Here is a 21,122-nt window from a genome sequence, read left to right on the forward strand (position 1 = left end):
GAACCTCTGGATTCGTCCGCCTGACCTGGCACCACAGGATGCTCCAGAACTCTCGTGCCCGACAGTGAACCCTGCGGGAATGGCTGGATCATTGGGGTGCTTGGCCCGTCTTGGGTGGCACGATCGGCCGATACTCAGATCTCTTAGTAGAGAGGGAATGTGATGCCTTCCCGGAGCGTCGCCGTCGTCACAGGCGCGGGATCGGGCCTCGGGGCCGCCATCGCGATACGGCTTGCCGCCACTCACGACTTGATACTTACCCATCTGACCCGAGATTCCGGACTCTCCGGCACTGCTGACCGGGTGTCGGCGGCCGGTGCGGACGTCCTCACCATGGTGGTGGGGGATCTCACACAGCAGAAAACCATGGACCGCCTCGAGGAAGCCATGGCCTCCTGCGGCGAGAGACTGGACGTCCTCGTGTGTAATGCCGGGGCGTACATGTACGCGCCATGGCAGGAGACCGAGTGGGACGACGTGTGCTCGGCCGTGAACGTCAACCTCCTGGCGCATATTGCCTGTGCGCGTGCAGCCACACCCCACCTGGTGGCGCGTGGGACGGGTCGGATCGTCGCCGTGTCCACAGTGCTCACGCGGATCGGACGCGTGGAACTCGCCCCGTACATCGCGGCGAAAGGCGGCCTGGAGGCATTCGTCCGTGCTCTTGCCCGCGAACTCGGCCCGCACGGAATTACAGTGAACTCGGTGCGACCAGGGTCGATCGAGCTGAGTACCGATCAGAGGTCTCACCCGGATTACCCGTCCTGGCGGGAACGGGAATTCTCCCGGCAATGCCTCAAACGGCATGGCCGTCCGGAAGACGTTGCCGCGGCCGTAGCGTTTCTCACTTCACCCGAAGCCGGTTTCATCACGGGTCAGAGTCTGACCGTGGACGGCGGTTGGGATCTCAATTGAAACCATGCGAAGACTGATCCAGGGATCACCATGCGAATGATACATAAACAGGAAAACAGCTCCGCCACTCGTGTATTGCTGGTGCGGCATGCGCAATCGCATGCCAGCGTGCAAAAACTGATCGCGGGTTCCCGCACGTGTGCCGGTCTCACGGAACTGGGCCGCACACAGGCAGCCCTGCTCACGGCACGGCTCGAAGCCGAACAACTGCCGCTGAACGCCCTGCTCACCAGCCCGGTTCGCAGAGCCCGCGAGACGGCCGATGTTCTGGCGAACGGCCTGAACCTCGGCGCACCGGCCATCGAGACGGAGGTGCGGGAGATGGACTTCGGGGTGGCCGACGGCCTGCCCATCGCCACATACGAGCGCGTCCACGGGGCATTCGACATGCTCGCCCATCCCGAACGGCCGTTCGCTCCCGACGGGGAGAGCTGGAGTCAGTTCCGGCTCCGGGCCGGCCGCGTCATGACGGACCTGGTGTCGCGTCACCGTGGGGAGACCGTCCTCGTGGTGTGTCACGCAGGTTTCATCGTCGCGGTGATGTCCGCACTGCTGGAAGCCCTCCCGCCGGTGTTATTCACGGACTCGACGCCGACGGCGACATCAATCAATGAACTCGCCCACGACGGATCCGAGTGGACAATGCTTCGATTTGACGATGCAAAACATATCGACGGGGTTGAATGACGGAGCTGACTGAGAAGAGGCCGGTACGGTGACAACCTTGGACATGAGCGTTCCCGCATAGTGCGGTGCGGGACACCGAGGGCGGCGCACCGGGTGCGCACGAGAGTGGAGCCCACCGTCAGCCGATGCGCACCGGAGTGGAGCCCATCGGGTGGATTCCACCGAGTGGAGTCCACCCGATGCTGGGCATCGTGCACCGGATGCAGGACATCGTGCAGTCCACTGGGTGGACGATGCCTGGCATCGTCACCACAGCCAGGCGGTGGAGTGCCGCACCCGGGACAGGGCGCGCGGCTGCGCTGCCGATGCGGTTCTGCCGGAAGCGGGGCCGACGGGACTGTCCGGCGGCAAAGCGACGGCGACTGGCGTCCTGGAGCCGCCGTCGCTGCTTGCGCAGCTCCCGCTTCTTCTCTGCTTTCGACTTCGGCTTTCGGGGCCGCTTCCGGACCGGCTCCCACGGCGGAGGCTCATCGAGCGCGGCGGCCAACTCCTGGGCAGCTGCGCGGGCGCGGGCGATGGCGTCCTCGATGCTCGGTTCTTCTTCCGGGGTGCTCACGCGAATCCTCCTGTGGTCCGGCCCGGCGCGTGCTGGGCGCCGGGCTGCTGGGCGTGCGGCGGCGGGTCCGTCGCCGGGGCGGGCTGTGGTCGGGGGCCGTGGGCCACGGCGCGATCCCGGACGCCGTCCTGGAGCTTGGCGGCCATCTTGGCGGCGGCCTCGAACGTGCGGCGGGTCTGCTCCAATGCGGCGACGTCGGTCGTCTGCTCCTGGCCGCGGCTCGCTTTTCCGGCCTGTTCGGGACGGTCGCGGGCGGGGCCTCGGTGCGGCGGGCACGGCGACGGTGTGCGGCCGGGTCCGGGAGCTCAGGCGGTCCGAGCGGCGCACCGCGTGGACCCGGGCGGTCAGCGCTCTGGCGGCGAGGCGGGCCCGCTCGTACGGGGACGCGGACCGGTTGCGGGTCAGGGGGCGCAGCACGGCCTGGTCCTCGGTGTCGTGCGGGTAGAGCGCGCGGAGGTCGGCGGTCATCATCCGCCGGCCGGCCGGGCGGGTGTAGTCGTCGACGACCGTCTGCACGATCTGTGCGTCCAGGCCGGGCTGGTGGGGTCGGCCGCGCAGGGCGTAGGCGAGGTGGCGTCGGGCTTCGGCGAGCAGGTGGTGGCGCTTGAACGCGCCGCGCATCACGTACACCACGGCGACGGTGTCGACGGCCGCCAGGGCGACGTCGACCACCGGGCGCACCCGGGCCCACACCGATGGCACTCGTGGAGGTCGCGCGAATGGATCCGCGGGCCTGGCCCGATGTCCGCGACCCCGGCTCCGTGGAGGAGATCCGGGAGGCATTCGGGCGGCGTTGCTGGATCCAGTACATGCCACACGCCGGAGCGATCGAGGTCCGTGACATCGGGTGGTTGGCTGATCTGCATGCCTCCCCGGATCAATCGCCCCGCCCGGCCGGTCCTCCACGGCGGTGCCTGCCCCGGGCGGAGCGAGCGCCTTCCTGGCCAGTCACTTGGCGAAGAACGTGACCAGCATGTCCTCCAGATCCTCAAGTATCTTTTCCACGCTGCTGATTTCCAGCGCGTTCAGCATGTCGATGCAGACGGCCGTGTAGCTGCCCAGGTCGACGATGAGGTCGTAGAAGGCTTCCTCGTCGTGGTGAAACAGGGTGACCATGAATTCGGCTGTCTGCTGCATCCCGGGTGGCCCGGTCAGTAGCGACTTCAGCATCTCAAGGACAGGCCCCTGCAGGCTTCTTCCCTGAGGCCGGGCCTGCTCAAGTTTGGCGACCATCTCATCTGTCTGCAGGCCGCGTTCCTGGGCGAGCCAGGCCGTCAGGCCGGCTGCCGCCATGCCCGTCCCGATGGCGAGCTGGATGACCTTTTCCATCCCGCCGGACGCGAGATCGGACTCCGCAGCCCGAATGACTACCTGGCACACGGGCGATTCCTGGCGTGTGCGCGCACGCTCCGCAGAGGGGTCAAGGGAAGCCCGCACCAGTTCCATCACCGGTTCATGTAACGACGTCATGAACGCATCCTCCCGCGATACCCGTGGCTCACGGAGGCAAATCGCGTATCCATCCCGTTTCTTGAGTGGGCGGCGACAGCCAGCTTGGTGGCAACACTTGCACCAGAAGATGACCACCGACGGCTGCGTCCAGGGCGCACGCCTTTGGATGGCAGCGCTGCGCGACCAGCACCCCGAGGAATACCACGCACTGCTGCAAGAGCTGAGCCAGTCGGAGCACCAGCCAGCCTGACCCTGGGCCACCAAAAATAGAAAAGACCCGTACTCCCCCGCGTGTTCGCGGGGGAGTACGGGCCATTGCCGTGCTTGGTCGCGCGTGTCAGGTCGCCCAGGTCGCAGGCGCGCCTTCGTCAGGGTTGGGGATGCCGGCGGCGGTCACCGGGGCGGCGGGGTGTCTCCAGGCGGCTGGAGAAGCTGCTGGAGGACACCGGGATCAAACTCGCCGCGGTCGCCGCCGACATCATGGGCGTTTCCGGCCGGTCCATGCTCGAAGCCCTCATCGACGGGGAACGCAACCCGCAGACCCTCGCGGAGATGGACAAGCGCAGGCTCCGCAACAAGCGCGGTCAACCAGCTCAATCAGCCCGGCTACACCGTCACCCTCAACCCGAGGGAGGACGCAGCCTGACTGGCAGCCCCGGACAACCGGTGACCCCACGGCCACCGGGCACCCAGTGCTGCCCACATCCCTGTCCTGCATCTATCGGACCGCGAGTCGTGGTGGCGGTCGTGGCCGAGACGACCGGCCGGGGTGTCGTCATGCGCCGCCTGCGGGTGGTCTCCGAGCCGCTCAGCGACTATGTCCGGTACGAGTGCAACGGCACCTTCACCAACGTCGCAGCCGGCGAGGACGTTCGGTGGCTCCCCCGCTCGCGGGCGCGTGATCTGCTGCTCCCCGCGCTGGACGGATGGGTCATGGACGAGGAAACCGTGATCCTGCACCACTTCAGCGGCGAGGGGCGGTGGACCGGGCCGGGCATGGAGGTCGTGCACGATCCGGTATTGGCCGGGCGGTACGTCAGTGCGTACGAGGCGGCGTGGGAGCAGGCGATTCCTCACGCGGAGTACCGGCCCGCCTGACCGCGTACCCATGGCTGTTTCGAACTCGGCGTGACCGCGTAGACGCCCCGCCGCCGGAGCCGTCGGCCGGGGGCCGGGCTCCGGCGTCAGGGTTCGGGCCGGTGGGTCAGTGTTGGCGGAGGGCGATGCGGATCGCTCGCTCCACCTGGACCGCGGTGTTGGCGTGTCCCGCGGCGTTGGGGTGGATCATTGTGGCGCGCTTCTCGATGGGAGCGCAGTCCACCGACGTGCCGGGGAACGTGGCGGGCCAGTAGTCCGCGGCGTCGCCGCAGATTCCTTCGATCCACTTGGTGCCCGCGGGCTGACAGACGTCGTGGCCTTCGCTGGAGGAGTAGACGTCGACGTAGCGGTCGCCGAAGGACGACGCGACCCGCTGGATCGTTTTGTTCAGCGGCTTGATGACGCCGTCACGAAGCCAGTCGATGTCGGCGTGGGTGGTCGCGCCGAATTCGGTGATGGACCCGCGGTCGCAGTCACTGGCCTTGGCCGGCATGATGGCCGGGTAGCCGATGTTGATCACCTTGGCGTTGGGCGCGGCCTGGTGTACCTCGGCCAGCATCTCGATGTACTCGTCCTGGACCCGGGCGAGCCTCTCCCGGATGCTCTCCTCCCCCTTGGGCGGGGCGGTGAAGTACTCGCGGCAGGACTTGTCGATCGTGCCCTGGTCGAGGCACTTGGGGAAGATGTCGCCGAAGGGCAGGCTGTTGCCGCCGATGGCGATGGTGACGACGTCGGTCTCGTCGTCGAGCCCGGCCCGCTTGATCTGCGTGTCCACCGCGGGCCAGCCGTCGGCAGGGGTCTGGACCGGGCTGATCGGCGTCTGCTTGACCTTGGCGATGTTCGCGATGACGGCGCTGCTGCAGCCGACGTTGGTCAGTTGGACGGACTTGCCCGGCGGGGACTCGGCGAGTTCCCGTTCGACCACGCTGGGGTAGGAGTTGCTGGTCCGGGCGCAGCCGTCCTGCGACGGATCCCCCAGGGGGGGCTGCGGGTCGCCGACGAAGACGCCGGCGGTGAACGAGTCGCCGAGCGCGGCCCACTCGTACTGGTCGGCCGCACCGGCGGAGCCGGAGGGTAAGAGCGTGGCCGCGGCGAGCGCGAGCCCGACAGCCAGGGCTCGTATGCGCGGGCGGGAGACAGGGTGTCGCATGGATACTCCAGGATCAGTGGAAGACGTCCGGGCTGCCGGAACACGACGCCCGGGGGCGGAACGCAACTCAGCCGAGATCATCCGCGCCGTCGCCCCGCCCTGTCCGGTGAAACGGTTCGCCATCACCCGATCGGGCTAATTGGTCGGATCTTTCGCGTCGGCTCCCGGCACAACCTGCTACTATCGCGCGCGCGAAGCGGGGCGACCGGGGTCAGTGGACGCAGAATTCGTTGCCCTCGGGGTCTCCGGACACGCATGTCCAGCAGTTCTAGGAGACATGCCCGATGGCAACGTTCCCGCAGGCCAGCGAGGCAAAGCAGCCTATGCGCTCAAGCACAGGCATGACGACTGAAGCCGTAGACCTGGGGGTGAGCGCGAGCAAGACCACCCCGTTTGAGCGGCCCGAGCTGGGTTCCTGGCGTTTCGATCGTGCCGTGCGCAGCATGGCGGAGTATGAACGCGCTTGTGCAGTGGGCGCGTGAACACCGGAAAGTGATCGTGTTTGCTGAGGGTCCGGGCGGCCGTCTCACGCTGGATTTCCGTAGCGGCGTGGATCTGATCACCCAACTGATTCTCCAAATCTTCGCCTCTGCTGCCGAGTTTGAGGCGCAGTCCATCCGTGAGCGCCTGTTGGGTGCACAGGCTGCAATGCGGGGAATGGAGCTGCGTTGGCGCGGTTCCCGTCCGCCGTACGGCTACGTTCCCGTTCCGCTGGAATCCGGTGGGTAGACGCTCACACCGGCCACAGAGGCAATCCCCGGTTGTGGCCCGTCCCCTGTCGCTGTCATTGAGCGAATCATTCGTGACCTCATGGGCGATCCGGCGCAGGGTGTAGACGGAAAAACCGTTGGTGCTGGGTGGCGTCGTCGGCCTCTTCGGCGGCACGGCCTGCGGTGGCGAACCATGCGCGGGCTTCGCGGTCGCGGCCGAGGTCGTGCAGGACGATCGCGGCCAGGCCGGTCATCTGGGCCGTCACGTGGGCAAGACGGCGCCGTGACGGCACGGTGTGTCGTGAATTCAGAAGGGTGCGCAGCCCGGCGAAATCGTCGGCGGGTCTCCGCCGGGTACCGCTGCAGACAGGGCAGGGCGGGCCTTGGCCCACTACCTCGGAGTGCCGTTCCACTTCCCTTCCCCGGACGTCCCAGACGACGAGGCCCCACGCTGACGGACAGTCCAGCGTCTGTCCGAAGCCCCGTGACCGGGAGTACAAGTGGCTCTCGAATGAGCCCGGGATCAAGGTTGAGCGGACGCCCGTGAACAAAGCCACCGAGTGGACTCCACTCCCCACCCGGGACATCGTCGGTTCGCGCACCCGAGGCGCGATGGAGTCCGCCGCGCACACTCACCTCTGGCGGCCCCGGCGCAGCCGCGCGGCGCGCCACTGGCTCAGCCGGCCGCCGGGGTACTGCCTCGGAACGGCGCCGGATGGGCGACGGCTTCGGCACCGCGAACAGCACCGCTCGCAACCGGGACGCGTCGGCGAGCTCCTCCAGGCGCTCGCGTTGCTCCGGCGAGAGGTGCAGCGGGGTCGGTTAAGTTCGACAAGATCGATTATCACGAGCGCCACGCGGTCGAATCCGGCGTCAACCGCCTCAAGAGGAAACGATTCGTCGCCACGAGATACGACAAACTCGCGGCCCGCTATGAAGCAACAGTGCTGGTCGCGGCCATCAACGAATGGATATGACTGGCCCCACCACGCGCCCAATCGCTAACCTCGGCCCTCATGAACCAGCGGCAGCGAAAGAAGCTCTCCCGGCGCCTCTTCAACGCAATTCCGGTGGGTGACACCGCTGTCGTGAAGGCGGTACTGCGGGCTGGGGCAGACCCGGAGCAAGCCGACAGCGAAGGCACCACCCCTCTGTACGCCGCATCCGTGAACGGAGAAGCCGAGATCGCCCGCCTGCTTCTGGCGGCCGGCGCCTCCCCTGACACCGAGAGCAGCGGATTCGGCGCAGAGGGCACGCCTCTGTGCGCAGCCGCATGCTGGGGACACACCGAGACCGTGCGCGCGCTGTTGGCGCACGGTGCCAATCCGAATGCGCAGGAAAAGCACGGCACAGGCTGGTCCCCCTTGGACTGGGCGAACAATGGCCCCCACCCCGCAACTGTCGCTCTCCTCACCACGGCGGGCGCCAACACCAGCGGGCGAACGACATAGCAGCAGCGTTCGCCATAACGTTGCATGGATCTCAAGATCGACTTCCGATACACGCCCTAGTCCTGCCTTGCATGTCGCCTCAACACCTCCCGGTAAAAGGTGCAGCTCTCCCGCAGGGAGGGTGCAGCGCAGGGCCCCGGGAACGATGCCAAGGCCCAGCTCTTCGCGTGGCGAGACGTAACAGCCTCGGCGCTGACTCGGCTCTACGTGTTGCGTATGTCGGCCACCGTGATGGTGATGGGTACTCGGTGCGCCCGCCCGGGCCGTAGGTTCCGATCTCCGTGATCAGCATCGCCCTCTTCGGCCGTCCAGCCGATGACGTCAAAAAGCAGCCCGTCCAACGGGTCGCCGACCAGCTCGACGTACTGGTGACCGGATTGCTGGCCAGGGTCGTGGTCGACGCCGTACGCCCGCACGCTTCTCGTCGGTCATCTCCAACAGGTTGCTGCCGGCCTTCGCGGGTATAGTGCGTGGCGTACCCCTTACTCAGGCACAAGGGCCCCGCCAGAATCTGGCGGGGCCCTTTTTTGGTTCACGCGACCTGGAGGTTCGGGCGACCCTCTCTGGGTGGTGCTGTGGCGTACGAGGGCAGCTTGAGGTTCGGGAGCTCACCTGCCTTGATGGCCTGCAGGGTGTGCCGGAACGCCGCTTCCATGTCGTCGTGGCTCTCGTACTTGGCCGCGAGTGGATGGAGCCGGTAGCTGTTGCCTCCTCGCCCGTCGCTGGAAGGGCGCAGGACAATGTTGAGATCACATAGTGGTGCCATCAGGAGGCTGACGGCCTGTGGTGTGATCTTGTATTCCTTCGCCATGTCCTTCTGGCGTACGGGCAGGTGTCCGCCGAACTCGGAGCGGAACACCAAGTAGTGGAGAAATTTCACTGCTGCCCCGGAGACCGGTACGGCCCAGATGCGATCGGAGACGATCGGGGACAGGACCTCAGCCATCAGGCCACCTTCCTCATTGTCGGCTGCCGGGGTACGTCCGCAGTATCACCCGGTTCTTTTTTCCCTGGTGTAGGTGTCTTGCCCAAAGTCGAACTCCTCCTGATGCGGCTGCTCGGGGCCGATGTCGTGGGGGAAGGCGGTGGGGTCGTGATCGTGCTCCGAGGCGATCTCTGCGAGCACTTCATGCTGGGCAGTGCTGTTGCCCTGGAACCAGAGGGTGACGTTGAGACGGATCTTGCCGTTTCCGGCCTTCTCCACCCACTTGTAGCCGCACAGGGCCCCAATGGCGCGGTTCACCGTGGACCGGGTGATCTTCTTGCCGCCCTTCTTCGCGGCAAGCTCGTTCAGCCCGTCGGTGATCTCCTGCTGTGTGTACTGGGCGATTCCGGTGCCCGGTACCTGCCCCCCGGCTACGAAGAGGAAGACGCACAGCTGCGACTTCGTGATGGAGTTGGCGACGGCCAGCTGGGCAAGGAGCTGGGTGAACCAGTTGCTCGCCAGGCTGTAGCCGGCGTTGCCCGCCATGTTGTGTACGGCGCGCGCGTCGTTCTCGAACTCGAACGTTACGCCCTTCAGTTTGCGGCGGCTGCGGGGGTCGGCGGTCTGGGCCGCTTCGCCCAGCTGCCTCCCCAGGACGCTGAGGATTTCGTCGTATGCGGCGTCGTCAGACGTGTTAGATGGAACGGCTCGTGGCCCGCCCGGACGACGCCGAACCGGCTGCTCTGATGGCACAAGACCTCCTTTAGTACTCAGGCGTGGCAGACACTATCCGAAAAATCAATGGAGGCTTGTCTTTTGGCGCACCGGCGCGCCTTCGGGCGACGGACGCCGTCTCTCGCGTACCGATCGCAAAAGAAATCAATCCAGGCTTGATTTCCCTGCCGCACGGGAGCCAATAGTCAAGTGACACTTGTCTTCCTGTGTTACATGGAGCGCACATTCGGTGGACCCGACACGGAGGCAACGTCTCGCTATCCCCCGCACCCTTACCTCTCTGACCAGGGATGATGCCGCCCACCTCGCGAAGCCCGCCCGATCAAGCAGTGCTTGATTTTTCGGGACGAACGTGATGGCCAGGTTGACATCTCGTCATGCGAAATGTGCTCTCCCGGACAACATCAACCCAGCAAACATGCAGGTCAGGATGGGTTTACACTGCCGGGCCTCTTATAAAAGACCCGCAGGGTCCCGCCTGACGTCCATCCTCGCGTGAAGCTGTCCGGACATTTTCTCCGCGTCGCAAGCCAGGTCCAGCCGCGCCTATACCTGTGCCACCGAAAGCCAGCCGAAACGAAGTGTCACTTTCACGACGGCGACGAGCGGCCACCTGCACCACTGACGTGCCCAGCCAAGGCTCTTGGTCTTCGGATCCCCTATCCGGCCGTTGGCGCGGGCCCGACCTGGTGCGCCCCTGCGGGGCACCGCAAGCCCGCCAGGGCTGAGGAGCTGCCGCACCTGGCGAGTCCTGGTCCGTCTGCAGACATGACGGCCTACCGCTGGTGCGTTCTGTGAACCGAGCCTGTCGTGCAGTATGTAGTTGTCCAGGCCGGGCGCGAGGGCACGGCCTCGCAGGGCCTCCATGAGGTGGCGGCGGGCTTCGACCAGGATGTGGCGGCGGGCTAAGGTGCCGCAGACGGTGTAGACGATCATGGTGACGTCGGCGGCGGCAAGCACGGTGTCCATCAACGGGCCCACACGCGCCCGGATTGCCGCCCCGGCGGCCCGGCAGCGCTCCAGCAACCCGTCGACCACCCGATGCCCAAAGTTCAGCAAAGCGGAGTCGCGCCACCAGCCTGCAGTTCCCGAAACGGCTTTGGGGTCTTCTTCTCCCGCCAGGTGTCCTGCGCAGCCCACCAGCCGAGCCCGTGGCGGGCTCGCTCGCCGGGCAGGCCTCCGAGCTCGCGCTCGATCCGGTCGGCGTCCGTGTGCCGACCCATCCCGAACAGCAGCTCCATCTACCGTTGGGTCACCACCAAACCGGCGGCGAGCCTGAGGGCAGACAGACCGCGGTCCATCCATGCCCCGGGCGGGAGAGTTCACCGGAACTTCACGGCCGCTCCCGTACAGCGGGCACCAGCAGCGACGTCGCGCCCGCCTGACGAACGCCGTCTTTCGCTCCCTGCGCCCCTACCGAGGGCCATGCAAATGCTGCGCGACGAACAATGATGAGACTCTTTGAAATCGGCCAGAGCTGCTTCTCTTCCCCACTTGTTCCGGTTTTGGACCATGTGGTGAGGGTGGGGAGTATGAGTATCTGAACGCTCTCCGATGAGAGGGCATCCTGCTCTGCGACCAAGGCCCCGGTGTCCGTCAACGGCCCTGCGGGCTCCCGTTCTTGGTCGTCGCGAAGGCGGTCCTCATGAGGTCGGTGCCGAACAGGGAGTGGTCGAAGTCGGCGGCGTCCCGGACGGCGACCTCGACCGCCTTCATCGCGGCGAAGCACGCCGTCTCGTAGTCGCCGAGGTCGAAGTTGATCCGCACCCTGCCGTCCAGCGCAGGATGAAGAGGACCGGCCAGGCGGTGACGGGCGTCGACCCGCAGGATGCCCTGCGGGTCCTCCAGCAACTCCCGGCCCTCTCGAGAGACCTGTCGGAAGTTCCCATCCTGGCTCGGGACGCTGGACAGCAGGGCGTGCTCCTCCAGCCAGGACCACGCATCGGAGAGCCGGTCGACCAGAACGTCGGCGTCGGGCTCGTCGCGGAAGACCTCCCGTGCACCGCCCATCGTCGGCCTGTACTGCAGGTAGTCATCGACTTTGGCCAGGTGCTCGAGGAGCGGGAACGCGATGTCGCGCGTCGGCAGGCTCCGGAGCCGGTCCGCCGGGACCGGCGATATGAACGTGTACATCATGAACCGCACGCTACGCCACGACACAGACACATCAGGCGGCGTTAAGCGGGGGCACTCCCTCTTCACGCTCCCCGCGGCCGGCTGCTTCTTGTTCTTCGCGTCGACGACCACGCGCGGCACCGGGCTCTTCGGGTCCGGGCGCTTGGTATGCCGTCGAGAACGTCGGCGATCTCGGCGTACATCCGGACCTTCGCTGATTGCAGTTGGGAGTTCGTCAGCGAGCCCCAATGCGGCCTCGTAGCAGCCGTCCGCGATCTGATCGCTGCGCTGGTCGCCGCTGTTTCAGAAGGTGTTCGCGTCGCGGGCATCCGGGATTCCAACCAGATGTGTGCTTGTGCAGGGTGGCGAGCGATTTGGCCGCGACACGGCTGGTCTGACTTGCCCCCAGACCAAACGCTACTAAGGTAGCGCCATGACTGCTCCATACAGCCCAGATGATCGGGAAAAGGTAGTTGCCAAGCTGCCGACCGACCTGCGCCGCGAACTCAAGGTACGCGCGGCAGAGTTGAGTAAAGACATCCAGAACGCCGTCACGGCTGGGGTGATCTCCTGGATCGAGCTGGAGAGCTACCCTGCGGTCGACACCAGCGGCGGTACCTCGTTCTCGACCTACCTGCCGGCCGGGCTGTACGAGAAACTGAAGGCCGCCAGCAAGTCGCGCAAAATCTCCTACAACCAGGGTATGGCCCAGTCAGTTCGGCACTGGCTGGACTCGAACCCGTCACCGCGCCCGGCAGCCCCGCGCACAACCGGAGCTCGCCGACTCGTCTTCGGTAACCAGAAGGGCGGTGTGGGCAAGACGTCGGTGTCTGCCGGCGTCGCCCAAGCCTTGGCCGAGATGGGCAGGAAGACCCTCCTGATCGACTTCGACCCGCAAGGCCATCTGACGCGGCAACTCGGTTACGAGATGCTGGAGATCGAGTCGACCAGTCTCGCCAAACACATGCTCGGAGACACCGAGGACGACCTGCGGGCCTTGTTCGTACCCATAAAGGGGGGCGACTTCGAGGACCGGCTGTGGCTGCTGCCCTCCTGCAAGGACGCGTTCCTGTTGGACGCCAAGCTGGCCACTACACGGGCCGTACGCATCAAGGAGACCGCCCTCGAACGCGTCTTGGTCGACGTGGAGCAGGACTTCGACTTCATCGTCGTCGACTGCCCCCCGAGCCTGGGGTACACCATGGACACCGCCCTGTACTACGGGCGCACCCGCGAAGGCGAAGAGTCCCACCAGTCTGGGATCATCATCCCGGTCCAGGCCGAGGACACCTCCGGCGACGCATACGACATGCTCGCCGAGCAGATGGACGATCTGTGCGAAGACCTGAAGGTGGAGATCACCACCCTGGGCTTTGTCGTCAACCTCTACGACGCACGCAACGGCTACATCGCCACCTCGTCGCTCCAGTCCTGGCAGAGCATGGACGAACCGGTCATCGGCATCGTTCCGGAACTCAAGGAGCAGCGCGAGGCGGTCCGTCGCAAGGAACCACTGCTCGCCTACGAACCGGACTGTGAGCAGGCTCAGGTACTGCGCTCGATCGCGAGGAGGATCAAGCGATGAGTATCGCCGACAAGGTCGGGGAGAGTTCCTCATTCGGACGGGCCCGGAAACGCAGCGACCGCGGCCGGGCGAAGGCACTGACAGAGGGATCGATTCCGGCGTACGAGCTGGTCCGGCTCTCCCTCGATCAGGTAGCGCCCACTCCCCTCAATCCGCGCCGTAACTTTGGTTCCGGCGAAGAGATGGCGCGCTTCGGTGAGGAGCTGCGCGAGGCACAGCTCGCCGCGTGCGTGGCTGTCACTCGTGAGGCCTACCTGAGGTTGTGGCCTGAGCAGGAGAGCACGATCGGGGCAGACGCGCTCTACGTGCTCGTCAACGGCGAGCGCCGATTCCGCAGCGCCGTCCATGTCGGCCTGGACAGGCTCGATTTCGTGGTCCGAGACGATCTGGCCGCGACCCGCGAGGACTTCGTCGATCACCTCCTGGCGGAAAACCTCGACCGCGAGGACTTCGACGTCATCGAGCGAGCCCGGGGTGTGGAACAGCTCGTCAACGTCTGCGCGGAGGATGGCGGCGAGCGGGGTGCGCGGAGTCGGGCCGCCAAGCGACTCGGCAAGGACCGGTCCTGGATCACCAACCAGCTGGCCCTGCTGACCCTGCCGGTGGAGATCCAGGTGATGCTCAGCGCTGGCGAGGTTTCAGAGCGGGACGGTCGCTCTTTGGCCCGGCGTCTCAAAGAGGACCCGAGCCAGGAGTCGGCCCAGCTGCTCGCCCACCTCACGAGCGCCAAGGAGGCCGTGGAACAGCAGAAGGCGGAGGAACAGCGTCTACTGGCCGTTGGCCGCGAGGCCTTGGCGCGGGCTGGTTCCTCAGACTTGTTGTCCGCGGACAACAAAGCCTCCAGCTCTGAGTCCTCTGCAGGTGCCGCACCAGAATCCCCCGTCGCCGCTACTGGCTTCCGGGACTTGTTGTCCGCGGACAACATTGCTTCCACCGATGACGGGCCCTTGATGGGCACAGCCGCAGAGGCGCCGCCCGCAACGACCGACTCGCCCGCGTTGTCCGCGGACAACAACTCCTCCCGCTCTGCGGCTGGAGGCGCCAGCGGTAAGACGCTTCACGGCAGCTCGACGGACCTCTCAGCACCTACGGCCCGGAGAGAGGACGCTTTGGACGGCGTTCCCGTTCCTCGCGGGGAGCGCCCCGGTGCTGAAGCGCCGCAGCCGGTAGTCACGGGTGTCAGGTTTCCGTACGACAACGCCATCCAAGCTGCCGAGTTCCTCAACGCCCGCATGGATGATTCACAGTTCCTGACCTTGGTGGACAAGCTCAACAAGATGGCCAAGCAGCGCCGCAGCTCGGTCCGATCCGCTGCGGAGTAGCACGCGGCCCGAGGAGCCAGTCAGCCCTCCCGGACGCGCGCCGTCCACAAGCGCAAGAAGGCCCGACTCCCCGTCGATGATCTCGGGGCAGTCGGGCCTTCAGCGTCAGGCTGCCCAGGTCACGGAGGGGTGGCGGTGGGGAGTCGCTTCAGTGCAGTGCGCTGTGCGGGGAGGGCGGCCGTCATCGCGTGCCGCTGTTCTCCCAGGCGTCGATCAGGTAGCTGATCACGTTGGGGGCTGGCGGCCTCGCCGGCCCCCCAACGGCCGAACGTGTGAACACCGGCACAACGTCGCGGTTGGCGCCGAAGACCGCAACGTAGTTGCCCCGGCACTCCAACACGAAGGCTCGGGTTCTATCGGTTGTCCAATATCCGGGGCCGGGGATGCCTCCAGGACCTCCAGGGTGTTGACGGTGAAGTAGGCCGGGTCGTCGGGGCCTTCGGGCTGGACAACGATGCCGGTGACGCGCAGCAGGTCGCCAGGCTGGATCTCGCGCAGCAGCACGTCGGCGATGCGCGGGTCGATGGTGGTGCGGGCGCAGACGGTGCCGGGGGCGTCGGGTGCGACAGTGTCCACGTTGATGGGGGAGTGGATCAGGTCGAAGAAGGCGGTTCCCCAGCCGGTGCCGGGGCCAAAATCGCGTCGGCGTAGCCGTCGAGGGCGAGGGGTATCGCAGCCACTATCAGCTCGCCTTCCGGCCCTGGGTGGTGAGATGGACGGCGTCGTACTCGTCGATGACCGGGAAGAGTGCCTGGGCATCCTCCGACTGCAGCGTCGCGGCCTTGCGTCATTCGTCACGGCCCCGCAGGGCAAAAGCTCACCCGGAGAGTGCCAACCGCATCCTTCTCACTCGTATGGAGCATTCAATGCCCATCCAGGGCAGGTGAAATCGGCTGTGCGCCCTCTTGGTGGCCTGCCAGCAGCTCGGATATCTCTTCATACCGACCCCTTGCCAGCAGGCCGCCAGCACCGCCTTTCTGTCGGTCGCATTTAGTGCGAGATAGTAGTTTTTGCTGGTTTCTCGCCTCCGACCGTTGGGAGCGCCGGCTCTTCGCCGGAGATGGCGGGTTACGGCGCTTCGTCGCCGAAATCACCCGCCGCGAAGCGCTCGCGGGATACGAACTCGAGGAAACCGGCGACCCCCTCTACCGATGGATCACCGACCGCATCGCGCTCCACAAGTTCACCCGCTACTACCCGCGCTCCTACGGAGCACTCCATCCGGAGGAAACCACCCGCCCCACCCGGAACAGACTCGCCCGGGACTTCCGTCTCATCTCCGCCCTGCTGACTGAACGAGCGACGTGGAAGGCCCCAAGGCCGAACCGGCGGCCGCACCCCGACTCTCCGAGGCGTCATGACTTCCACGGCCGCCGGTCAGCTTTCAGTTGGAGGCCGGCAGGCGACTGTCGATCGTCACCACGACCGGCTCGCCTTCGGCAGCATGTGCCTGTCGGAGGACTCGCGCGGTCTCGTAGTAGACCTGGAAGGCCATGGCCCAGTCGGCGTACGAGACCAGTTCGTCCACGTCCGTTGACCGGGGGGACTCGGCGATGCGGTAGAGCGACAGAAGCATGGCAACCAGCGATCGGCCGGAGAGGACCGCCGCGACCAGGCCCTCGGCGCGTTCGTCCAGGGCAGGGGTCCGGAAGTGAGGGTGGTTGCCGACTTGGGCAGCCACGAACTCCCAGGTGTCCCGGTGGCAGACCAAGGTTGCTGACGCGACCCTCCCGGCCCTCATGATCGCCCAGATCCGCCCGTCCTGGCTGAGGGGGGACGGTTCCTTCTCCCCGGCCTCGTTCGCACGTTCTCCAGCCCTCAGCGCCAACTCGGGACCATCCGCTACCTCCTCCTGTTCCTTCTTCTCGTCGTCCTCGGACTCCGGCCCGGCCTGCTCCGGTTCCTCCGGAGTCACTCGGTCGTTCCCGTCCTCTTCGGCCGCAGCCGGGCCGTTCGCCGCAGCCGGAGCGTCAGACAGCGCCAGTTCCGGTTCTTCCGTCGGTGTCTGCCTCTGCCTGGGCAGGGACGGCGGCCCCGCCGGTTCGGGGCCGTTGGCGGTCCCGGCCGCTTCAAGGACCGGATCCCCCGCCGCGCCGATCACCATCGGTGCCGCAGCGCGCAGCAGCGACAGCGCCTCCTGGACATCGTGGTGCAGGCTTTCGAGTCCGATGTGCAGCTGGTCCACGTGCCGGCGCAGATCGGTCACGGCGGTGACCGCGTCGCTCGCCCGCTTGCCCGCGTTGTAGGCGCTGGTCCGCGTCTCGTGCTGGGACGCCTTCAGCTCGGCGAACCCGGTCTCGGCCAGCCTGGCGATCTCGCCAGTGAACGCCGCCCGCAGTTCACGGTCCAGCTCGCTCACGCGGCTGTCCAGGCCGTCGATCGACTTCTTCATCTCGTTCTTCGTGTCGATCAGGATCGTCACGATGTCATCCCTGCGCGCCAACGCAGCCCTCCACAAACATGTAGTCAGACAACTGCACTCAGTAGTCTGGTCACGCGCGGAGCGCGCGTACGCCCGATCAAGAAATTGGCTGAATCTCCCCACGAGCCAGGCCGACAAGAACCCTTCGCTACGCCAACTCCTGGCCACTTGGCGGGCGATGGCACCGATTACCCCACCGCGCTTACCTGCCCCCGGACACCCGCGGGCCTGAATCCCGCAGTTCGTATGCGGCAGGTCCCGCGGTGCGTGGCGTCGGCCACCACCCGGCCGGCGGGCCCGGGCCGGGCCCGCCGGGTCAGGGGGCGGGGCGGGTCAGGCGAGGGCGACCAGGTTGCGGTAGTCCTCGCTCCACAGGTCCTCGTCCACGTCCGGCAGGAGCAGGACGCGGTCGGGGCTCAGGGCGTCGATGGCGCCCTCGTCGTGGGTGACCATCACGATCGCGCCGAGGTAGGAGCCGACGGCTGCCAGGACCTCGTCGCGGGAGGCGGGGTCGAGGTTGTTGGTCGGCTCGTCCAGCAGCAGCACGTTCGCGCCGGAGTGGACCAGCCCGGCCAGTGCCAGGCGGGTCTTCTCCCCGCCGGACAGGACTCCGGCGCTCTTGTCCGCGTCGTCCCCGCTGAAGAGGAACGCGCCCAGGACCCGCCGTGCTTCACCGTCCGTCAGGTGTGGGGCGGCGTCCGACAGGTTCTGCCGGACCGTGCGGCCGGGGTCGAGGGTGTCGTGCTCCTGAGCGAAGTAGCCCAGCCGCAGCCCGTGCCCGCGCACCACACGCCCGGCATCCGGCTGCTCCTCGCCGGAGAGGATGCGCAGCAGGGTGGTCTTGCCTGCACCGTTGAGGCCGAGGACGACCAGGCGGCTGCCCCGGTCGACGGCCAGGTCGACGCTGGTGAGGACCTGGTGGCCGTCGTAGGACTTGGCCAGGCTGACCGCGCCCAGCGGCATTCGGCCGCACGGCACCGGCTCGGGCAGCCGGATCCTGGCCACCTTCTCCGTGCGGCGGGCTGGCTCCAGATCCGCCAGCATGCGGTCCGCGCGCCGGGCCATGCTGCGGGCCATGACCGCGGTGGCCGAGCGGGCCTTCATCTTGTTCGCCTGCGCGTGCAGGGCGGCGGCCTTGCGCTCGGCGTTCACCCGCTCCCGCTCCCGACGTCGCTGGTCCGCCTCGCGCTGGGTCAGGTAGGTGGCCCAGCCGGTGTTGTGGATGTCGATCGTCGCCCGGGTGGCGTCCAGGTGGAAGACCCGGTTGACCACACCGGCGAGCAGAGCGGTGTCATGGCTGATCACCACCAGACCACCCCGGCGGTCCCGGAGGAAGGTGCGCAGCCAGGCAATGGAGTCGGCGTCCAAGTGGTTGGTCGGCTCGTCCAGCAACAGTGCACCGTCGTGCCCGGCGAACAAGATCCGCGCCAGCTCCACCCTGCGCCGCTGCCCGCCCGAGAGGTTGCCGACCGGCTCGGTCAGCACCCGCTCGGGCAGCCCCAGTCCGGCCGCCACGCGGGCGGCCTCGGCCTCGGCCGCATACCCGCCGCCGGCCTGGAAAGCCGCCTCCGCACCGGCATAGGCACGCATCGCCCGCTCCAGCCCGCCAGGCCCGGCGGCCTCGGCCATCGCGGCCTCGGCCGCACGCAGCCGATGCAGCGCCGCATCCAGACCGCGGGCGGACAGGATCCGGTCCGTGGCCGTGACCGTCGGGTCGGCGGCGCGGGAGTCCTGCGCAAGGAACCCGACCGTGCCGGTACGGGTGATCGTCCCTGCGGCGGGCTTGGCACGCTCGGCCAGGGCGGTCATCAAGGTGGTCTTCCCCGCACCGTTGCGGCCAACCAGGCCGATGCGGTCACCGGGGGAGACGGTGAAGGAAATGTCCGAGAGCAGCAGGCGGGCACCTGCACGCAAATCGACATCGCGAACAGCAATCACGGTATTACGCTCCGAAAAAAGCGAAAGGACACACTTCTGGCGTGGAAGCGGGTCCTCAGCTAGGAAACTCGGGGCGTAGACATGCCTCTACCGTAACCGACACCCCCCGCACGCCACGTCCGCGAGCTCCTGGAGCATTCGGTGGCCGCCCCCGTATCTGACCGTTGGCCGGGCTTGCGGTGGGGCGGATGCTCCGTCTGGGGCAGTGACGCCGGCGGTCATGGCAGCTGAAGGTGCCGCAGCCGTGCTGCTGTGTCTTGGAATTCTTCGTGCCGTCGCGCGGCCTCTTGCTTGAGCGCCGCCGCCCAGGCCCGCGCCGACGTGTGAGGGCACCGGTCCCCCCTCGCTGCTCTGGGTGGGCTGCCATCCGTCGGTGCTGCTCTCCCAGGACACGCCCGTGAGCTGGGAGAGCGGAGTTCAGGGCGGGCCTTCGAGACCGTCGCCGGTCGCGCTCTCCGCGCCCACTGGTCGGTGCATCCTCGGCCCTGGCGGGCCTCCGGTGACCGACGGGGTCCGCAGGCGGTGAGGCGACTGCAGCCAGGTGAGGGCAGTAAGAAACAGAGCGGCTGAGGCTGGCGGGGGCTGAACGAGGCATACGTGACGGGTACTCCGTCGACTGCGGCCGCGTCGTGGCGCGCTTTCGTGGGCTGAGGACGGGCGGGCGTTAGTGGGTTCCTTCCCGATAGGAGGGAGCGGGCGCGCCTGGAGGCCCGGTTCGGAAGTGCTGACCCTCACCTTGCACGACTGCTTTTCCCAGCCCGAGGTGCCCGTGGAGCTGTTCGGTCGATGGCCTGTCCTACCTGTTAGAGAGCGCGCAGACCACAATCGTGCCACGACCTGCGGAAACGCTTTTCTCATCGGGTTCTGACGACCTGGCAGCCAGTTCTCAGCATCGTGTACCCGGTTCCTGAGATCGGGGCAGGCAGCTCTGAGAACTGTGGTGCTCCTGTCCTGAGAACCGTGACCACTGCTGTAGAAACTGAGCAGATTGACGTCACGTACATCAGCAGACGCCGTGACAGGGCGCGCCAGCCGCAGGTACAGATCAACGCCAGGTCGATCGGCATACCCTGGGGGCGGGGTTCATGCACTTGGCGCTCATGTACGTTAAGTTCATCTGGTCGGCCCCCAGGGCCGTTGCTCATGTACATCACGGCAATGCCCAGCCAGGGGAGGGCCCTTTGGGAGCGGTACGCAGACTGGTCGACGCCGACACAGGCGAGGCCATTCCCTATGCGCCCTACGCCTTCTCCGGTGAGCACATCCAGGTCGACAAGGCCAGGATCGAAGCGATCACCGAGAGCAAGGAATTCACCCCGAGCCAGAAGTACATGGTGCTGTGGTGGATCGGAGTCTCCCCTCAGGGCATGGCGCCGCTGAGGGCGACGGGCGCGGACATCGCCAAGAAGGTCGGAATGACCGCTGACGCTGTCGGCAAGATCAACCGGAAGCTCCTCAAGCGGCGCATCCTGATCGAGCGCGGGCGCATCGGTAACTACAGGCTCTACAGGATCAGCCCGTACATCGCCTTTCACGGGCCCGGCATCGAGCAGCGGGAAGCGATCAAGGCATGCAACCCGCCCGACATCCCCGGCTTCGACAACACCATCCCCTCGCCCTGGGAGGCCCAGTGAATAACGACGACAAGCACAAGCTCCTGGACGTCCTCCACCGCACCGCCGGCATGACCGCCAACCAGCGCCTGGTCGTCATGCTCTACGCGATGCACCCCACCGACCGCGCCGGCGCCGTCATCGAGACCGGCGCCAACCTCGCCAAGCTCGTCGGCATGTCCCCGACCGTCTTCTCCCGAACCCGCCGCCAGGCCGTCGAGGCCGGCTGGCTCGAAGAATCCGACCGGCTCGCACACATCAGCTACTACCGCCTCAGCACGAAAAGCACAGGCGAGGACGTCGTCATCCCCCTGCGCCGCGCAACCTGAGCAACTCTGAGAACCAGATCTCATGTACGTGAGGTCAATGAGAGCCGATCCTGGGATCGGCTCTCATTGACCTCACGTACATGAGCCTGCCGAGAGCCGGAACACCTGGACCAAGTACC

At 66.8% G+C, this 21,122-nt stretch carries 19 protein-coding genes and 3 pseudogenes; 12 read left to right on the forward strand and 10 right to left on the reverse strand.

Going from position 1 to position 21,122, the window contains the following annotated elements; translation table 11 throughout:
- Nucleotides 1-162 precede the first annotated feature (162 nt).
- Together ACH4EW_RS28685 and ACH4EW_RS28690 are read left to right on the forward strand one after the other, a co-directional pair.
- Nucleotides 163-915 carry an SDR family NAD(P)-dependent oxidoreductase gene (locus ACH4EW_RS28685; protein ID WP_398261811.1) on the forward strand — a complete coding sequence of 251 codons (753 nt, stop codon included), beginning with the start codon at nucleotides 163-165 and terminating at the stop codon, nucleotides 913-915.
- Between the two features lie 30 nt (nucleotides 916-945).
- A complete protein-coding gene (locus ACH4EW_RS28690) occupies nucleotides 946-1,602 on the forward strand; it encodes a histidine phosphatase family protein (protein WP_398261813.1) in 657 nt (218 codons plus the stop codon).
- A 246-nt stretch (nucleotides 1,603-1,848) separates the two neighbouring features.
- On the opposite strand, the pseudogene ACH4EW_RS28695 reads toward ACH4EW_RS28690, so the two are convergent.
- Both ACH4EW_RS28695 and ACH4EW_RS28700 read right to left on the reverse strand, forming a co-directional pair.
- A pseudogene (locus ACH4EW_RS28695) lies at nucleotides 1,849-2,158 on the reverse strand (hypothetical protein).
- Between the two features lie 948 nt (nucleotides 2,159-3,106).
- On the reverse strand, nucleotides 3,107-3,628 hold the full coding sequence (locus ACH4EW_RS28700; RefSeq protein ID WP_398261815.1) for a hypothetical protein: 522 nt from the start codon (nucleotides 3,626-3,628) through the stop codon (nucleotides 3,107-3,109).
- A 97-nt stretch (nucleotides 3,629-3,725) separates the two neighbouring features.
- Here ACH4EW_RS28700 and ACH4EW_RS28705 point away from each other — a divergent pair, with 97 nt between their 5' ends.
- The 3 genes and pseudogenes from ACH4EW_RS28705 to ACH4EW_RS28715 all read left to right on the forward strand — a co-directional run bounded on the left by ACH4EW_RS28705 (nucleotide 3,726) and on the right by ACH4EW_RS28715 (nucleotide 4,708).
- Complete coding sequence (locus tag ACH4EW_RS28705) at nucleotides 3,726-3,860, forward strand: hypothetical protein (protein ID WP_398261817.1); 135 nt, start codon at nucleotides 3,726-3,728, stop codon at nucleotides 3,858-3,860.
- Nucleotides 3,861-4,027: 167 nt separating this feature from the next.
- Nucleotides 4,028-4,189 (forward strand): annotated as a pseudogene (locus tag ACH4EW_RS28710) (IS110 family transposase); the annotation flags it as partial.
- 168 nt (nucleotides 4,190-4,357) lie between these two features.
- Nucleotides 4,358-4,708 (forward strand): DUF6879 family protein, encoded by a 351-nt coding sequence (locus ACH4EW_RS28715; RefSeq protein WP_398261884.1) that lies wholly within the window; start codon nucleotides 4,358-4,360, stop codon nucleotides 4,706-4,708.
- 106 nt (nucleotides 4,709-4,814) lie between these two features.
- Here ACH4EW_RS28715 and ACH4EW_RS28720 read toward each other — a convergent pair whose 3' ends face one another.
- The gene (locus ACH4EW_RS28720) at nucleotides 4,815-5,858 is read right to left on the reverse strand and encodes an SGNH/GDSL hydrolase family protein (RefSeq protein WP_398261819.1); all 1,044 of its coding nucleotides are present in this window, start codon (nucleotides 5,856-5,858) and stop codon (nucleotides 4,815-4,817) included.
- Nucleotides 5,859-6,311: 453 nt separating this feature from the next.
- Here ACH4EW_RS28720 and ACH4EW_RS28725 point away from each other — a divergent pair, with 453 nt between their 5' ends.
- From ACH4EW_RS28725 to ACH4EW_RS28735, 3 genes are all read left to right on the forward strand, one after another.
- Nucleotides 6,312-6,587: a hypothetical protein gene (locus ACH4EW_RS28725; protein ID WP_398261821.1), complete on the forward strand. Its 276-nt coding sequence runs from the start codon at nucleotides 6,312-6,314 to the stop codon at nucleotides 6,585-6,587.
- 118 nt (nucleotides 6,588-6,705) lie between these two features.
- Nucleotides 6,706-6,855 carry a hypothetical protein gene (locus tag ACH4EW_RS28730; RefSeq protein ID WP_398261822.1) on the forward strand — a complete coding sequence of 50 codons (150 nt, stop codon included), beginning with the start codon at nucleotides 6,706-6,708 and terminating at the stop codon, nucleotides 6,853-6,855.
- Nucleotides 6,856-7,584: 729 nt separating this feature from the next.
- On the forward strand, nucleotides 7,585-8,019 hold the full coding sequence (locus tag ACH4EW_RS28735) for an ankyrin repeat domain-containing protein (protein WP_398261824.1): 435 nt from the start codon (nucleotides 7,585-7,587) through the stop codon (nucleotides 8,017-8,019).
- A gap of 223 nt (nucleotides 8,020-8,242) precedes the next feature.
- Here the strand turns inward: ACH4EW_RS28735 and ACH4EW_RS28740 are convergent.
- From ACH4EW_RS28740 to ACH4EW_RS28760, 5 genes and pseudogenes are all read right to left on the reverse strand, one after another.
- Nucleotides 8,243-8,435 (reverse strand): annotated as a pseudogene (locus ACH4EW_RS28740) (hypothetical protein); the annotation flags it as partial.
- Nucleotides 8,436-8,551: 116 nt separating this feature from the next.
- Complete coding sequence (locus ACH4EW_RS28745) at nucleotides 8,552-8,965, reverse strand: hypothetical protein (protein WP_398261826.1); 414 nt, start codon at nucleotides 8,963-8,965, stop codon at nucleotides 8,552-8,554.
- Between the two features lie 45 nt (nucleotides 8,966-9,010).
- Nucleotides 9,011-9,697 carry a hypothetical protein gene (locus tag ACH4EW_RS28750; protein ID WP_398261828.1) on the reverse strand — a complete coding sequence of 229 codons (687 nt, stop codon included), beginning with the start codon at nucleotides 9,695-9,697 and terminating at the stop codon, nucleotides 9,011-9,013.
- Between the two features lie 1,034 nt (nucleotides 9,698-10,731).
- Nucleotides 10,732-10,920, reverse strand: a complete 189-nt coding sequence (locus ACH4EW_RS28755; protein ID WP_398261830.1) for a hypothetical protein — start codon at nucleotides 10,918-10,920, stop codon at nucleotides 10,732-10,734.
- 355 nt (nucleotides 10,921-11,275) lie between these two features.
- On the reverse strand, nucleotides 11,276-11,926 hold the full coding sequence (locus ACH4EW_RS28760; RefSeq protein ID WP_398261832.1) for a TIGR02391 family protein: 651 nt from the start codon (nucleotides 11,924-11,926) through the stop codon (nucleotides 11,276-11,278).
- A 301-nt stretch (nucleotides 11,927-12,227) separates the two neighbouring features.
- On the opposite strand from ACH4EW_RS28760, the gene ACH4EW_RS28765 reads away from it, so the two are divergent.
- Complete coding sequence (locus tag ACH4EW_RS28765) at nucleotides 12,228-13,379, forward strand: ParA family protein (protein ID WP_398261834.1); 1,152 nt, start codon at nucleotides 12,228-12,230, stop codon at nucleotides 13,377-13,379.
- Nucleotides 13,376-14,701, forward strand: a complete 1,326-nt coding sequence (locus ACH4EW_RS28770; RefSeq protein WP_398261836.1) for a ParB/RepB/Spo0J family partition protein — start codon at nucleotides 13,376-13,378, stop codon at nucleotides 14,699-14,701. Before ACH4EW_RS28765 ends, ACH4EW_RS28770 begins: the two co-directional genes overlap by 4 nt.
- A 1,384-nt stretch (nucleotides 14,702-16,085) precedes the next feature.
- Here ACH4EW_RS28770 and ACH4EW_RS28775 read toward each other — a convergent pair.
- Nucleotides 16,086-17,123 (reverse strand): hypothetical protein, encoded by a 1,038-nt coding sequence (locus ACH4EW_RS28775; RefSeq protein WP_398261838.1) that lies wholly within the window; start codon nucleotides 17,121-17,123, stop codon nucleotides 16,086-16,088.
- Nucleotides 17,124-17,456: 333 nt separating this feature from the next.
- The gene (locus tag ACH4EW_RS28780) at nucleotides 17,457-19,061 is read right to left on the reverse strand and encodes an ABC-F family ATP-binding cassette domain-containing protein (protein ID WP_398261840.1); all 1,605 of its coding nucleotides are present in this window, start codon (nucleotides 19,059-19,061) and stop codon (nucleotides 17,457-17,459) included.
- A gap of 1,181 nt (nucleotides 19,062-20,242) precedes the next feature.
- Between ACH4EW_RS28780 and ACH4EW_RS28785 the strand changes: the two genes are divergently transcribed.
- Nucleotides 20,243-20,695: a MarR family transcriptional regulator gene (locus ACH4EW_RS28785; RefSeq protein ID WP_398261842.1), complete on the forward strand. Its 453-nt coding sequence runs from the start codon at nucleotides 20,243-20,245 to the stop codon at nucleotides 20,693-20,695.
- Nucleotides 20,692-21,003 (forward strand): replication initiation protein, RepL2, encoded by a 312-nt coding sequence (locus ACH4EW_RS28790; RefSeq protein ID WP_398261844.1) that lies wholly within the window; start codon nucleotides 20,692-20,694, stop codon nucleotides 21,001-21,003. Before ACH4EW_RS28785 ends, ACH4EW_RS28790 begins: the two co-directional genes overlap by 4 nt.
- Nucleotides 21,004-21,122: the final 119 nt, after the last annotated feature.

Source organism: Streptomyces sp. NPDC018000 (assembly GCF_044328025.1).
Classification (GTDB): Bacteria; Actinomycetota; Actinomycetes; order Streptomycetales; family Streptomycetaceae; genus Streptomyces.